Source organism: Frondihabitans sp. 4ASC-45 (assembly GCF_049472575.1).
In the GTDB taxonomy this organism is placed as follows: Bacteria; Actinomycetota; Actinomycetes; order Actinomycetales; family Microbacteriaceae; genus Frondihabitans.
Map to the genome: position 1 here is coordinate 204,005 of NZ_JBCEBN010000003.1, position 14,284 is coordinate 218,288.

At 68.7% G+C, this 14,284-nt stretch carries 14 protein-coding genes and 2 riboswitches; of the genes, 9 read left to right on the forward strand and 5 right to left on the reverse strand.

Features of this window, described 5'->3' with window-relative positions; genetic code table 11:
• The first annotated feature begins 243 nt into the window (after positions 1-243).
• Both VH571_RS07110 and VH571_RS07115 read left to right on the forward strand, forming a co-directional pair.
• A complete protein-coding gene (locus tag VH571_RS07110) occupies positions 244-1,023 on the forward strand; it encodes a CPBP family intramembrane glutamic endopeptidase (protein WP_423264020.1) in 780 nt (259 codons plus the stop codon).
• 61 nt (positions 1,024-1,084) lie between these two features.
• Positions 1,085-1,567 (forward strand): peroxiredoxin, encoded by a 483-nt coding sequence (locus VH571_RS07115; RefSeq protein WP_055963077.1) that lies wholly within the window; start codon positions 1,085-1,087, stop codon positions 1,565-1,567.
• An 89-nt stretch (positions 1,568-1,656) separates the two neighbouring features.
• Here VH571_RS07115 and gcvP read toward each other — a convergent pair whose 3' ends face one another.
• The 4 genes from gcvP to VH571_RS07135 all read right to left on the reverse strand — a co-directional run bounded on the left by gcvP (position 1,657) and on the right by VH571_RS07135 (position 7,006).
• A complete protein-coding gene (gene gcvP, locus VH571_RS07120; RefSeq protein WP_423263910.1) occupies positions 1,657-4,572 on the reverse strand; it encodes an aminomethyl-transferring glycine dehydrogenase in 2,916 nt (971 codons plus the stop codon).
• Positions 4,569-4,943 carry a glycine cleavage system protein GcvH gene (gcvH, locus tag VH571_RS07125; protein ID WP_194606759.1) on the reverse strand — a complete coding sequence of 125 codons (375 nt, stop codon included), beginning with the start codon at positions 4,941-4,943 and terminating at the stop codon, positions 4,569-4,571. Before gcvH ends, gcvP begins: the two co-directional genes overlap by 4 nt.
• Before the next feature lie 26 nt (positions 4,944-4,969).
• Positions 4,970-6,112 carry a glycine cleavage system aminomethyltransferase GcvT gene (gene gcvT / locus VH571_RS07130; protein WP_423263911.1) on the reverse strand — a complete coding sequence of 381 codons (1,143 nt, stop codon included), beginning with the start codon at positions 6,110-6,112 and terminating at the stop codon, positions 4,970-4,972.
• Positions 6,113-6,149: 37 nt separating this feature from the next.
• Positions 6,150-6,254, reverse strand: a riboswitch (glycine riboswitch).
• A 7-nt stretch (positions 6,255-6,261) separates the two neighbouring features.
• Positions 6,262-6,357: riboswitch (glycine riboswitch) on the reverse strand.
• 91 nt (positions 6,358-6,448) lie between these two features.
• Positions 6,449-7,006, reverse strand: a complete 558-nt coding sequence (locus VH571_RS07135; protein ID WP_423263912.1) for an SseB family protein — start codon at positions 7,004-7,006, stop codon at positions 6,449-6,451.
• Positions 7,007-7,177: 171 nt separating this feature from the next.
• Between VH571_RS07135 and VH571_RS07140 the strand changes: the two genes are divergently transcribed.
• From VH571_RS07140 to VH571_RS07170, 7 genes are all read left to right on the forward strand, one after another.
• The gene (locus VH571_RS07140; protein ID WP_423263913.1) at positions 7,178-8,251 is read left to right on the forward strand and encodes a DUF475 domain-containing protein; all 1,074 of its coding nucleotides are present in this window, start codon (positions 7,178-7,180) and stop codon (positions 8,249-8,251) included.
• Between the two features lie 141 nt (positions 8,252-8,392).
• Positions 8,393-9,079, forward strand: coding sequence for a hypothetical protein (locus VH571_RS07145; RefSeq protein ID WP_423263914.1), 687 nt, complete (start codon positions 8,393-8,395; stop codon positions 9,077-9,079).
• 145 nt (positions 9,080-9,224) lie between these two features.
• Entirely contained in the window at positions 9,225-9,710 is a 486-nt protein-coding gene (locus VH571_RS07150) for an FBP domain-containing protein (protein WP_055963094.1), read from the forward strand.
• A gap of 93 nt (positions 9,711-9,803) precedes the next feature.
• The gene (locus tag VH571_RS07155; protein WP_423263915.1) at positions 9,804-10,946 is read left to right on the forward strand and encodes a LolA family protein; all 1,143 of its coding nucleotides are present in this window, start codon (positions 9,804-9,806) and stop codon (positions 10,944-10,946) included.
• A 16-nt stretch (positions 10,947-10,962) separates the two neighbouring features.
• Entirely contained in the window at positions 10,963-11,922 is a 960-nt protein-coding gene (locus VH571_RS07160; RefSeq protein ID WP_423263916.1) for an ATP-binding cassette domain-containing protein, read from the forward strand.
• A gap of 4 nt (positions 11,923-11,926) precedes the next feature.
• Positions 11,927-12,793 carry an ABC transporter permease gene (locus VH571_RS07165; RefSeq protein WP_423263917.1) on the forward strand — a complete coding sequence of 289 codons (867 nt, stop codon included), beginning with the start codon at positions 11,927-11,929 and terminating at the stop codon, positions 12,791-12,793.
• 112 nt (positions 12,794-12,905) lie between these two features.
• A complete protein-coding gene (locus tag VH571_RS07170; protein WP_423263918.1) occupies positions 12,906-13,490 on the forward strand; it encodes a type 1 glutamine amidotransferase domain-containing protein in 585 nt (194 codons plus the stop codon).
• Positions 13,491-13,530: 40 nt separating this feature from the next.
• On the opposite strand, the gene deoC is transcribed toward VH571_RS07170, so the two are convergent.
• Positions 13,531-14,217 (reverse strand): deoxyribose-phosphate aldolase, encoded by a 687-nt coding sequence (deoC, locus tag VH571_RS07175; protein WP_423263919.1) that lies wholly within the window; start codon positions 14,215-14,217, stop codon positions 13,531-13,533.
• Positions 14,218-14,284 lie beyond the last annotated feature (67 nt).

Consider the following 14,284-nt stretch of genomic DNA (forward strand, 5'->3'; position numbering starts at 1 on the left):
ACGGGTTGCAATTCGCCAAACCGCCGAACAAAGCGTTACGACTTGGAAACACGCCAAGCGAGTTTCTTGCACGGGTGGCCGTTAAACCGCGCGGGGCTCCTGCGTGACGCAATAATCCTGCGTTTCAGGCAGCATGCAGGTGCGTCCAAGTATTTCAAGCGGGGTAACTCGGTCTGACATCATTGCCCGGTGACCCGCCGCCCGTTCTTCCGTGCCCCGCTCGATTTCCCGGCGGCCGTTCCTCTGCCGTCCGGCACCACGCGAGGTCGCCTGCGCGCCGAGATCCTCCTCGTCCTGGGCCTCTCCCTCGGGGCGAGCGCCGTGTACTCCGTGGTGCAGATCCTCGATCTGCTGACCCGACCCACTCCCCTGTCGAGCCAGACGGCCAACCTCAACAACTCTCTCAACAGCCGCGAACTCTTCGACTTCGTCTATCAGGTGCTCGGCATCGCCTTCGACCTCGTGCCGGTCATCCTCGTCGGGTTCCTCCTCTGGCAGGCCGCCTCGCCCCACCTGGCGCGTCTCGGCCTCGACCTGTCGAGTGGTCGCCGCTTCTGGCGCGATGCCCTCGGCGGTGCCGGTCTCGCCCTGGCCATCGGCGTCCCGGGCCTCGCCCTCTACTTCGCCGGGCGCGCCATCGGCATCACGGTCGACGTCGTGCCGACGAATCTCGCCGCTCACTGGTGGACCGTGCCGGTGCTGCTGCTCTCTGCGCTGCGCTCCGGTGTGACCGAAGAAGTGATCGTCGTCGCCTACCTGTTCGCGAGGCTGCGCGACCTCGGGTGGCGACCCGTCTGGATCCTTCTGTCGGCCGCCCTTCTCCGCGGCACCTACCACCTGTATCAGGGCTTCGGAGCATTCGTCGGCAACGCCGTCATGGGCCTCGTCTTCGGGTGGCTCTACCTGCGATTCGGCAGGATCCTGCCGCTCGTGATCGCGCACTTCCTCATGGATGCGGCGGTCTTCGTCGGCTACCCGTGGGCCGCCGCCGCTTTCCCGGCGCTGTTCGGGACGCCCGGCTGACCTCGTGCCGGGCCGGCTCATTCCCTGCTGACTCGCGGGCCGGCGGCACTACCGTTGCGGCATGAGCATCCCCGATGTCGGCGCCGCGGCCCCCGACTTCACCCTTCCCGGCATCCAGCTCGTCGACGGCGAGGTGGTCCGGTCGGAGTACTCCCTGTCGGCAGCCGCCGGTTCGCCGTTGATCCTGGCGTTCTACCCGGGCGACGAATCGGCCGTCTGCACCGCCCAGCTCTGCAGCTACCAGACCGAGCTCGCCGGCTTCACCTCGCTCGGAGCCACCGTCTGGGGCATCAGCAAGCAGGGCCTCGACAGCCACGAACGGTTCGCCCGCAAAGAGGGGCTGAATTTTCCGCTTCTGTCTGACGAGCAGGGCAAGGCCGTCAGCGCCTACGGCATCGGTCTTGCCGGGATCGGCCTGCGCCGGTCGGTGTTCGTCATCGACGCCGCGGGTGTGCTGCGGTGGAAGCACGTTGCGCTCGTCGGCGCGCGTTTTCAGAAGCCCGAGGTCTTGCAGAAGGCTGTCGCTGAGACTCTCGCCGCGTAGCCGTCGCCGCGTAGCCCCGGTTTGACACCGCTTTTCGGGCCAGGCACCGCCGATGGGCGGGTGGGGCACCGAAAAGCGGTGTCATGCGACTAGGCGAAGGCCTCGACGGGTGGGCACGCGCAGAACAGGTTGCGGTCGCCGTACGCCTGGTCGATCCGGCGCACCGGCGGCCAGTACTTCGAGCGGACCAGCGACTTCAGCGGGTAGACGGCTTCTTCGCGGCTGTACGCGGCCGTCCACTCCCCCACGATCGCCGACTCGGCGGTGTGCGGAGCGCCACGGAGCGGTGACTCCTCGGCCGACCACTCGCCGGCGCCGACCCGATCGGCCTCGTGCTTGATCGCGATCATCGCGTCGACGAAGCGGTCGATCTCGGCCAGATCTTCGCTCTCGGTCGGCTCGACCATGAGAGTGCCGGCAACCGGGAACGACATCGTCGGCGAGTGGAATCCGTAGTCGATGAGGCGCTTGGCCACGTCGTCGACGGTCACACCGGTCTCGTCGCGGAGCGGCCGGAGGTCGAGGATGCACTCGTGCGCCACCAGCCCGCCGTCGCCTGAGTAGAGCACCGGGTAGTGGTCGCGAAGACGCGCCGCCACGTAGTTGGCCGACAGCACGGCTGCCCCGGTGGCCTCGGTGAGGCCGTCGGTTCCCATCATGCGGACGTACGCCCACGAGATCGGCAGGATGCTCGGCGACCCGTAGGGTGCGGCCGACACGGGCACGCCGGCGTGGGCGAGACGGTCGGTGCCGACTGCCGCGGGAGCGCCGGTTCGACGATCGGCCTGCTGTGCGAGCGGGTGCCCGGGTAGGAACGGCGCGAGGTGCGCCTTCGCCGCGACCGGCCCGACTCCGGGCCCGCCACCGCCGTGCGGGATGCAGAACGTCTTGTGCAGGTTGAGATGCGACACGTCGCCGCCGAACTCGCCGAACCGCGCGAAGCCGAGCAGCGCGTTGAGGTTGGCTCCGTCGACGTAGACCTGCCCGCCGGCGGCGTGCACGGCGTCGGTGATGTCGCGGATGTCGTGCTCGTAGACACCGTGCGTCGACGGGTAGGTGATCATCAGTGCGGCGAGCTCTTCGGCGTTCGACTCGACCTTCGCCCGCAGGTCGGCGAGATCGACGTTGCCCTGCTCGTCGCAGGCGACCACGACGACTCGGAGGCCCGCGAGGACGGCGCTGGCTGCGTTGGTGCCGTGCGCCGACTGAGGAATGAGGCAGACGGTGCGCGCGTCGTCGCCGTTCGCCAGGTGGAACCCGCGAATGGCCAGGAGGCCTGCGAGCTCGCCCTGGCTTCCGGCGTTCGGCTGCAGCGAGACCGTGTCGTACCCGGTGACCTCGGCGAGCCAGCCCTCGAGCTGCCCGATGAGTTCGAGGTAGCCCCGGACGTCTGCCGCGGGTGCGAACGGGTGGATGTTCGCGAACTCCGGCCAGGTCACAGCAGCCATCTCGGTCGCCGCGTTCAGCTTCATCGTGCACGACCCCAGCGGGATCATGCCGCGGTCGAGCGCGTAGTCCTTGTCGGCGAGGTGCTTTAGGTACCGCATCATGCTCGTCTCGCTGCGGTGTGTGCGGAAGACGGGGTGCGTGAGGTAATCGCTGGTGCGCAACTGGGCCTCGGGAAGCGGCGAGCTGGATCCTTCGGGCACCGCGATGCCGAGCAGTTCACCGAGCACCGCGAGGTCGTCGCGGGTCGTCGTCTCGTCGGTCGAGATCGAGACGGTGTCGGCATCGAGCTCGAGCAGCAGGTAGCCACGCTCATGGGCGGCGCTGACGATCGCGCCTGCGCGGCCGGGAACCGTCACGGTGACCGTGTCGAAGAAGGGCAGAGCCGAGGATCCGAGGCCTGCGGCCTCCGCGCCCGCTGCGAGGTCGACCGCGTGCTGGTGCGTGCGCTTCGCGATGTGCTTCAGCCCCCACGGCCCGTGGTAGACGGCGTACATGGAGGCCATGACGGCGAGGAGCACCTGCGCCGTGCAGATGTTGGAGGTGGCCTTCTCGCGGCGGATGTGCTGCTCGCGGGTCTGCAGACTGAGGCGGTAGGCGGGGTTGCCGACCGCGTCTTGCGAGACGCCGACGAGACGGCCGGGAAGCTGGCGCTCGAGGCCGGTGCGCACGGCCATGTAGCCGGCGTGCGGGCCGCCGAAGCCCATGGGTACGCCGAAGCGCTGGCTCGTGCCGACAGCGACGTCGGCACCGAACTCGCCGGGTGCCGTGATCATGGTCAGCGCGAGGAGATCGGCCGCTACGACGGCGAGACCGCCGCCCAGGTGGACGCGATCGACGACGGGCTCGGGGTTCCAGACCGCTCCGGACGCGCCGGGGTACTGAACGAAGACACCGAACGCCTCGGGGATTTGATCGACGTCGATTCGCGCGAGCGGAAGTTCGACGAGGTCGATGCCGACGGCCTCGGCACGGCCGTGCAGGAGAGCCTTGGTCTGAGGGAGGGCGTCGGCGTCGATGACGAAGACGTTCGCCTTCGACTTCGACGCGCGGCGAGCCAGAAGCATGCCCTCGACCACCGCGGTGGCCTCGTCGAGCATGGACGCATTGGCGGTGGTGAGGCCCGTCAGCTCGGAGACCATGGTCTGGAAGTTGATCAGGGCTTCGAGACGCCCCTGCGAGATCTCGGGCTGGTAGGGCGTGTAGGCCGTGTACCAACTCGGGTTCTCGAGGACGTTGCGCTGGATCACGGCCGGAGTGACGGTGCCGTAGTAGCCGAGGCCGAGGAACGAGCGGTTGACCGTGTTGCGGTTCGCGATGGTGCGGAGCTCTGCGAGTGTCTCCTGCTCGCCGATGGGCTCCGGGAGCACGCTCGAGGCGAGGGTTCGGGCGTGGATGCTGTCGGGGACGGCGCGCTCGACGAGCGAGCGGACGCTCTCGGCGCCGATCGCGTCGAGCATGATGCGCTGCGACTCCGGGGTCGTGCCGATGTGGCGGTCGACGAAGCCCTCGGCCGCGGTGCCCTCGATCAGGCCGCTAGCCCGCTGCTCGGCGCTCATTCGGCGGTGAGGGCGACGTACTCGTCGCGGGTCAGGAGGGCGGGGAGGTCGCCCGAGAGCGAGATCTTGACGAGCCAGCCGTCGTCGAACGGCGAGGAGTTGACGAGGTCGGGGCTGTCGACGACCGCGTCGTTGATCTCGGTGACCGTGCCGAGCACGGGGGCGAACAGTTCACCGACCGACTTGGTCGATTCGATCTCGCCGACGACCTTGCCGGCCTCGACGTCGGTGCCCACGGCGGGGAGGTCGACGTAGACGACATCGCCCAGCTTGTCGGCGGCGTAGTCGGTGATTCCGACGGTGGCGGTGTCTCCGTCGATCAGGAGCCACTCGTGCTCGGCGGTGTATTTCAGGGTGGTCAGGTCAGACACGGGGGTGGCCTTTCGACGATCTCGGCTTAGGAGCGCTTGTAGAACGGGAGTGCGACGACGGTCGCGGGAATGACGGTGCCGCGGACGTCGACACCGAGCACGGTGCCGACTGCGGACGAGGCGGGTTCGACGTAGGCCATGGCCACGGGGTGGCCGAGGGTCGGCGAGAGCGCGCCGCTCGTCACGACGCCGACGACGGCGCCGGCCTCATCGACCACCGAGTACTCGGCACGTGCGGCGCGGCGCCCTTCGAGGGTCAGGCCCACCAGGACGCGGGCATCATCGGACGCGGTGACGCCGTCACGGCCGACGAAGCTCGCCTTGCTCGCGTCGACGACACGGCCGAGACCGGCCTGCGCCGGCTTGGTGTCGAGACCGAGCTCATGACCGTAAAGGGGCATGCCCGCCTCGAGACGCAGGGTGTCGCGGCTCGCGAGACCGGCGGGCACGACGCCGCGCGGGGCACCCGCCTCGGCCAGGGACTGCCACAGGACCGGAGCGGTCTCGTTGTCGATGTACAGCTCGAAGCCGTCCTCCCCCGTGTAGCCGGTGCGGGCGATCAGCACGGGCGCATCGTCGAAGGTGCCCTGGAGCACCCGGTAATAACGAAGCTCGGAGAGGGGGGCGTCGGGGGCGAGCCGATCGCGGGTGATGAGTTCGTCGAGCACGCCGACGGCCTCGGGCCCCTGGATCGCGATCAGCGCGGTGTCGTCGCTCTCGTCGTCGACCGTCACGTCGAAGTCGTGGGCGCGGGTCGCGAGAGCCGAGAACGCGGCGTCGCGGTTGCCCGCGTTCGCCACCACGAGGAAGTCGTGCTCGTCGAGGCGGTAGACGACGAGGTCGTCGATGATGCCGCCCTCATCGGCGAGCAGCAGCGAGTACTTAGCGCGGCCGACCGCGATCGTCGACAGGAAGCCGGCCAGGGCGTGGTCGAGAAAAGCCCCGGCGCCCGGCCCCACGACGGCGATCTCGGCCATGTGCGACAGGTCGAAGAGCCCCGCTGCCGTGCGCACCGCGTGGTGCTCCTGAAGGTCGGACGAGTAGCGGACCGGCATCTGCCAGCCGGCGAAGTCGGTGAAGCTGGCTCCGGCCGCGACGTGCACCTCGTGCAACGGGCTGTAGCGCGGCTCGACCGCGTCTTCGGCGGGAGGGACGATGGCATCGGTCATTCAGGACTCCGGGGGCGATGTTCGCGTGTCAGCTAGGGAGTCCCCCTCTGTCATGGGCCTGAGAGTTTCGCCGCGCCCAGGGGCGCGGCTTTCACCGTCGGCGAGGCGCGATGGTGTGCTCCTGCTTTTCAGAGTGGCCAGTGTGCTGCTACTTCGCCGCGGTACGTGTACCTGAGAGATTGGCGGGGATGCTTGCTCCTTCGGTGGCCGACCGGTGTGGTCGGAGGCTCTCCCGCGGCGTGTGTCTGGCCCGATGTTCGATTGTGATGTGCCTGGTGGATCGCGGTCGAGCCTAGCAACGGGATGTTTCCCGCGTGTGACTTCGAACCGATCGGCCTAGAAGTTCGGAATACCCGACGGGTCGACCTTGCCGGGGGTCGTCGTCGGAGCGGCGGGTTCGTCCGTCTGCGCCTGCTCCATCGCGGCAACCATGTTGCGTACGTCGTTCGCGAGCTGCTGCACTCCCTCGGCGAGCATCTCGAAGCCCTCGGGGTTGCCGGGGTTGACGACGAGCCCGGTTTCGGCCGGAATCGCCTGGACGAGCTCCGCTGCGGGCAGTTGCACGGCATACGACGCGACGTCGGCGACCTGCGGAGGAATGCGGTCGATGTGGGTGAAGACAGCCAGCATCGGCATGCCCTCGCGGTCGAACAGCACGGGCTGCAGCTCGTTGAGGTCGTCGGTGACCTCGGTGGCGGTCGGAACCACGATAAGCGCGTTGACGAACTGCGCGATGACATCGTTCATGTCGCCCTGACCGGCCTGGCCGTTGGCGATCGCAGCCTCGAGCGGCGTTGACTCGCGCGCTTCTTCTTGCGTGTCAGCCGTCTCGCCGGTGGTCGATGCGTCGATGTTCTGGGGCTCGTTCGTGTCGGCACCCTCGGTGGAAGTCATCAGAACACCTTGCCCGCCCAACCTCCGTAACCCCTCAATCGACGGCGGCGAGTCGGGGGACGTCCGCGGTACCCCGCGACATCGGCGCAGAGGCTCCGTCCAGGCTCGACTGACTGACTGGGCTCCTCGGCTCGACGACGCGCCCCCGACTCCCCCCGAGAGGACACCCCCGTGCGCCCGATCGTCCGCAGCAGTCTCGCCCTGCCGCTCCTCTTACTCGCCGTCTGCGTGCCTGTCGCGTGGATCCTGCTCTCGCCCGCTGCTGCGGCAGCCCTCACGGCCCTCGCCCTGCTCGAGATCGCGATGGCCGCCGACACGTCGGTGCCGATGGCCGGGATCGCGGCAAGGATCCAGCATCCCGCCCGACGACTCTTCCTCTCTGTCGGTCTGGTCCTCGGAGTCCTCGCCATGAGGTTGCTGCTCCCGCCGACCGCCGTGGCCGTGACGCAGGCCGAGTCGCCGGCCGACGCCGCGGCGGAGGCCGTCCTCCAACCCGGCCTCTTCGCAGCGCACCTGGAGGCGGCCCGACCCGGCATCGCCGCGTTCGGCGCCCTGTTCATCTGGCTGGTGTTCTCCGAGTACCTCTTCAACGTCGAACGGACGAGCCGCCGGGCGTGGCTGGGCCGCGTCGAAGCCGCCCTTGCGCGAGTCCGCTTTCCCCGCGCAGCCGCACTCGGCGTGGGGGTGGCGGCCGCCGCGGTCTCCGTCGCTCTGGCCGACCCATCCGTCCGGGGCGCAATTGCGATCGGCAGCGCCACCGGGGTCGCGGCCTACCTCGCGAACAAGGTCGTGGCCGCCTGGTCGACCCGCGACGGGGCAGCGGGCTGGAAGCTCCACCTGCATGCCGCGACCGTGGTCTTCGAGCGCGGCCTGACCGTGTTCATGCTCTTCGAGATCCTCGACGGGTCGTACACGCTCTCGTCGACGAGCTCGTCCCCCGGGTTGAACTACCTCGAAGAAGCCGCGGTGGCCGTCGTCGGGGTGGCAATCGGAGCCGTCTTCCTTGCTCGCCTCACAGCGACGGTCAACGCCGAGCGCGGGCTCAAGCGCCTCCGCTATCTCAAAGCGGGAGCGGCCTACGTCCTCGGCGTGCTCTCCGTTCTCCTCTGGGCGAGCCTCGCCGTCCCCATCCCCGGCGGACTGGCCGGCTGGTTCGGCAGCGTCATCATCGGCCTCGCGCTGCTGACGTCTCTCCCTCGCAGGCGCTCGCTCCGCAACCAGGATCCGGTCGCTCCCGCTTCGTGAGTATGTCTCGATGGTCACGGCTCGGTAACAACGAGAAATCGAGCAAACCATTCCAGGGGTGGTGGCGAACACATGACATCGGGCAAACGCCCACTGAGTACCCAAGAGGCATTCACAATTTATCCACGTAAGGAACAGCTCATGCGCAAGTTCTCGAAAGCTACAGTCGGATTCGCTACCGCCGGCCTCCTCGTCGCCGGCGTCACCGGCCTCGGCGTCTCCACCGCCTACGCCGCCCCCTCGTCCTCGAACGTCCACCTCGCCGCATCCTCCTCGACGGTCCCCGCGCCCCTCGCCGCGGTCCCCGAGGTCTTCGGTGGCGACACCTCCGTCGCCCTCGACAGCAACTTCCTCGCCGCGCTGAAGAGCCTGAAGCTCACCCCCGGCACCTCCGGCAACGCGAAGCTTTCCGGCACCGACATCTCGTTCCCCATCACCGGCGGCTCGCTGGCGTACTGGAACCCCAAGGGCGACTACCGTCCCTACGTGCAGGGCATCCTCCAGCACACCGGGTCCGGCCTCACCCTGAAGGCCGGTTCGACCACGGTCACCCTCGAGGACCTCACCGTCAACCCGGGTAACTCCAAGCTCTACGGCGATGTCCTCGTCAACGGCAAGGTCGCAGCCGAGCAGGCCTACATCTTCTCCCTCCACGGCGGCACCCTGAAGCCCCTCACCATGGACGGCAAGAACGGCGTCCTCACCGGCACCACCGTCCACGTGTCGGGAACGGCTGCGAAGCTCCTGAACTCCACGTTCAAGACCGACGCCGTCAAGGCCGACCTCCTCGTCGGAGTCGCCACCATCAGCGCCCAGATCACCAAGTAACACCCCCCTCCCAGCACCATCCGAACGGCCCGTCGCCCCCTGTGCGACGGGCCGTTCGGCGCGCGCCTGGCAGAAACCGGCGTGCGGGCCTCTGTCGGAGGCCGTAGCTAGGCTGGAACGACACCGACTGAGTGAAGGGCCGACTGTGAAGCCGCTGACCGAAGACGACATCCGCTCGTCGTTCGTGAACGCCCTCCCCGGCGATCTCGACCGTCTGCCCATTCCCGGGCTGCACGAGATGCTCTGGGAGGAGCGCGAATTCCTCGGGTGGCGCGACAGCCAGGCCCATCTGCGCGGGTACATCGTCGTCTGGATGGACGACCGGCCGACCGGCCTCGTCGTCCGCACCGCCTCCACGACATTGCGCCCCGGTATCGCCGCCATGTGCTCCCTCTGCCACTCTCCCCAACCCGCCACCCAGGTGCGACTGTTCACAGCACCCCGGGCTGGCGAGGCCGGGCTGAACGGCAACACCCTCGGCACGTACATCTGCGAAGACCTCGCGTGCTCCCTCCTCATCCGCGTCGCACCTCCCCACCTCAATCCTCCGGAGCGGATCGCCGAACGCGCCGCCGGGCTTCTGGCGCGCGTGCAGAATTTCACTGCCGGGGTCATGAAGACGGCAGGCTGACGCCCGTCGACCGATCGCCGTTTCTCGGAGTCGGCTCGCAGACTCGCGACGTAGCCTGCCGAATCACATGAGTCGCGTAAGAAGGTCGTAGCAATGCTGCAGAAATCGAAGCTCCGGTGGATCCCCGCGATCGCCGTTCCCGCCGTCGTCATCGCGGGCACGGTCGCCATTCCCAGCATGGCCAACGCCGGTGTCTCGCTGCCCTCTAAGTCAGCGGCGCAGATCGTCGCTCTCGCTGAGAAGAGCGCGGGCACGTCGTTCTCCGGCACCGTCGAGCAGACGGCCAACCTCGGTCTTCCCGACCTCTCGTCGTTCGGCGGGGCGACTTCGAGCGACGACGGCTCGGGCGTCTCCGACATCGTCAGCCAATTGAGTGGCACGCACAAGGCCCGCGTCTTCGTCGACGGCTCCTCGAAGTCGCGCGTCCAGACGCTCGACCAGCTGGCGGAGCGCGACGTCATCCGTAACGGCACCTCCGTCTGGGCCTACGACTCCAGCGACAAGTCGGCCGTGCACCTCACCCTCCCCAGCCGAGACAGCGACACGCCCTCGGCCGGTGCGACGCCCTCCCCCGGTGCTGTGCCGACCGACCCGGCCACCGCCGCAGCCTCGGCCCTCAAGGCGATCGGCCGCTACACGACGGTCTCGACCTCCGACAACGTCCGCATCGCCGGCCAGAAGGCCTATCAGGTCACGCTCGCACCCAACGACTCGAGCAGCCTGATCACGACCGCAACCCTGGCCGTCGATGCCACGACCGGGGTTCCGTTGCGAGTCGCGGTGACGGCCAAGGGCCAGACCGACCCGGCCTATTCCGTCTCGTTCACCTCGATCGACTACTCCACCCCGGCGGCCTCGACGTTCGCCTTCACGCCCCCGCAGGGCGCGACCGTGAAGAAGATCGCGGTGCCCGACCGCTCGGCGCACGCGGGCGGCACGACCACGAAGTCCCATCCCGGCATCACCAGCCGCAACGACCGCATCGCGAAGGCGAAGGCAGAAGCCCAGCCGACCGTCATCGGCACCGGATGGTCGACCATCATCGGCGCGAAACTTCCCACATCGGCGGTCAGTGCGCTCTCGAGCGACGACACACTCGGTCAGGTCTTCACACCGGTCGACGGCGGACGCCTGCTCACGACGTCGCTGGTCACCGTGCTGATCACCGACGACGGCGAGGTGTACGCGGGCGCCGTGACCCCCTCTGCCCTCCAAACCGCCGTCGCCGCGCAGTAACCCCGCTCTGCCACCCGTGACCGCCGACCCCCTCGTGGCGACGACCGAACTCGCAATCGAGACAACGGGCCTCACCAAGGCCTTCGGACGCCAGCGGGCCGTCCACGACGTCGACCTCGCGGTGCCGCGCGGAAGCGTCTACGGCTTTCTCGGGCCGAACGGCTCGGGCAAGACGTCGACCATCCGCATGCTCCTCGGTTTGACTCAGGCGACCGGCGGTGAGATCCGGCTACTAGGGTCCCGCATGCCCGACGATCTCCGACGCGTCCTGCCGCGTGTCGGCGCCCTGGTCGAAGGCCCCGCCTTCGCGCCCTACCTCTCCGGTCGGGCCAATCTGCGTCGGCTCGACACGGCCGACCGCGACGCGCCCGGCGCGACCCGCAAGTCCCGTGTCGACGAGGCTCTCGACCGGGTCGGGCTCGGTCACGCCGCCGACAAGAAAGCCCACGCCTACTCGCTCGGGATGAAGCAGCGGCTCGGCATCGCCGGCGCGCTGCTCATGCCGCGCGACCTGCTCATCCTCGACGAGCCGAGCAATGGCCTCGACCCGCAGGGCACGCGCGAGGTGAGGTCGCTCATCGGCTCTCTCGCCGCCGACGGCACCACGGTGTTCGTGTCGAGCCATCTCCTCAGCGAGATCGAGCAGATGTGCACGCACGTCGGCGTGATGAGTGCGGGGCGCCTGCTGCTTCAGGGCACGCTCGACGACGTGCGGCGTCAGGGTGTGCAACGCGTCACCGTCGTCACACCGGATGCCGAGGCGGCGCAGCGGATCCTTGCGACTCTCGGCCTCGAACCCGAGCTCCTGCCGACGGGTGTCTCTGCTGCGCTGCCGACCACCGAACAGGAGCCGGAACGCCTGAATGCTGCCCTGGTCGCCGGTGGTGTGCGCGTGCGCGGCTTCTCGGTGTCGGGAGCGACCCTCGAGGATCGCTTCGTCGACCTGACCGGAGAGGGGTTCGCCGTTGCCGAATGACACCGTGCCCGCTGGCACCGCGCCGAACAAGACGGCCTCTCGACCGGCGGGCGGTAGCTCGCTGGGGCTCGCGCTGCTCGGGTCCGAGATCCGGACGCTCTTCCGTCGAGTGCGCACCATCGCCATGCTGGGCGCGCTGGCGGCCATCCCCATCCTCTTGGCGATCGCCGTGCGGGTGACGTCCGACGGAGGAGGAGGCGGGCCGACGTTCCTCGGCGACATCACCCAGAACGGTCTCTTCGTCTCGCTCACGGCCCTCGTGGTCGCCATCCCCTTGTTCTTGCCCCTGACCGTCGGCGTCGTCGCGGGCGACACGATCGCCGGTGAGGCCGGTGCCGGAACGCTGCGCTACCTGCTCGTCGCCCCGGCCGGGCGCGTGCGCCTGCTGGTCGTGAAGTACCTCGCGACGGCGCTGTTCTGCCTCACCGCGACTCTAGTGGTCGTGGTCGTCGGCGGAATCATCGGCGCGATCCTCTTTCCGGTGGGGCCGGTCACGCTCCTCTCCGGGCAGACCGTCTCCTTCGGCGAGTACGTGCTCCGCCTGCTGCTCCTCGCCCTGTACGTCACCGTCTCACTGCTCGGGCTGTCGGCGATCGGTCTCTTCATCTCGACGCTGACCTCGGTGCCCGTCGGAGCCATGGCGGCGACCATCGTGCTGTCGACGGTGGCGCAGATCCTCGGGTCATTGCCCCAACTGGAGTTCCTCCACCCGTGGCTCTTCACCGATCACTGGCTCGAGTTCGGCGACCTCCTCCGCACACCGCTCTCGTGGGGTTCGTTCGGCGACAACGCCCTGCTTCAAGCGGGCTACATCGTCGTGTTCGGGTTTCTCGCGTGGGGTCGCTTCTCGACCAAAGACATCCTGAGCTGAGGCGACCTCGGCGAGCGCCGCTGTCCCCCGCAAGCTGGGCTCGGCACGACGTGGCGAGACTACGGTCACGGTCGTAAGGGTCGTCGGAGTCGACGCCCGGAAGGAGCCCATCATGACCACCGATCTCACCGGCCGCCGCGTTCTGGCCATCGTCACGAACTACGGCATCGAACAGGACGAGCTCGTCAAGCCCGTCGAGCACCTGCGCCAGGCGGGCGCGCACGTCGATATCGCCGCCACCACGCTCGATCCAATCGAGACCCTCGTCGACGACAAGAAGCCGGGCCAGTCGGTCACGCCGACGATCACCCTCGACGACGCCGACCCTGCCGCCTACGGCCTTCTGCTCGTCCCGGGCGGCACCATCAACGCCGACACCCTCAGGACGTCCGAGCGTGCCGTCGAGATCGTGCGATCCGTCGTCGACGCCCACGGCGCCGTCGCGGCGATCTGCCACGCGCCCTGGACCCTCGTCGAGTCGAAGGTCGTGTCGGGCAAGAAGCTCACGTCGTTCCCATCGCTCCGCACTGACGTCGTGAACGCGGGCGGCGACTGGGTCGACCAGTCGGTGGTACGCGACGACTCAAGCTCGTGGACGCTCATCACGTCACGGAACCCGGACGACATCCCCGACTTCCTGCGCGAGATCGACAAGGTGCTGGAGTCGCTCGAGACGCCGCAGCAGCCGGTTCTCTAGAAGCGAGTCGGCGAGCGGGGGCAGACCGACGCGACGGGTCTCAGTAACCGGCCGTGTCGGATCCTGCGCCCGCGGTGTCGTCGGCGGCGAGCATCGCTCGCGAGCCCGAGACCCCGAGGCGGGTGGCGCCCGCGGCGACCATCCGGCGGGCGTCGTCGAGGCTGCGGACGCCACCGGACGCCTTGACGCCGAGGCGCGGAGCGACGGTCGCGGCCATGAGCGCGACAGCGTGCTCGGTGGCTCCGCCGGTCGGGTGGAAGCCTGTTGACGTTTTCACGAAGTCGGCGCCCGCCGTCTCGGCGGCTTTCGAGACCGCGACGATCTCGTCGTCGGTCAGGGCTGCCGACTCGATGATCACCTTGAGGACCGTGGGGGCCGGTGCTGCGGCGCGAACCGCGGCGATGTCTCTCTCGACGCCGTCGAAGTCGCCGGCCTTCGCCGCGCCGACGTCGATCACCATGTCGATCTCGTCGGCCCCGAGCGAGACCGACTCGGCTGCCTCGGCGGCCTTGATCGCGGAGGTGTGCTTGCCGCTCGGGAACCCGCAGACCACAGCGACCTTGAGGTCAGACCCCTCGGGGATCACGACGGGCAGCATCGAGGGCGAGACGCACACCGAGTAGGTGCCGAGCTCGGCGGCCTCGGCGATGAGGGCGTCGACGTCGGCGCGGGTCGCCTCCGGTTTGAGCAGCGTGTGGTCGATGAGGCGTGCAATGTCTGAGGGCATGAGACCAGGCTAGTCGCCTCGAATTCGAAGGGGATCCGCCCCGCCCGATACCGTGGGGCTGACCATG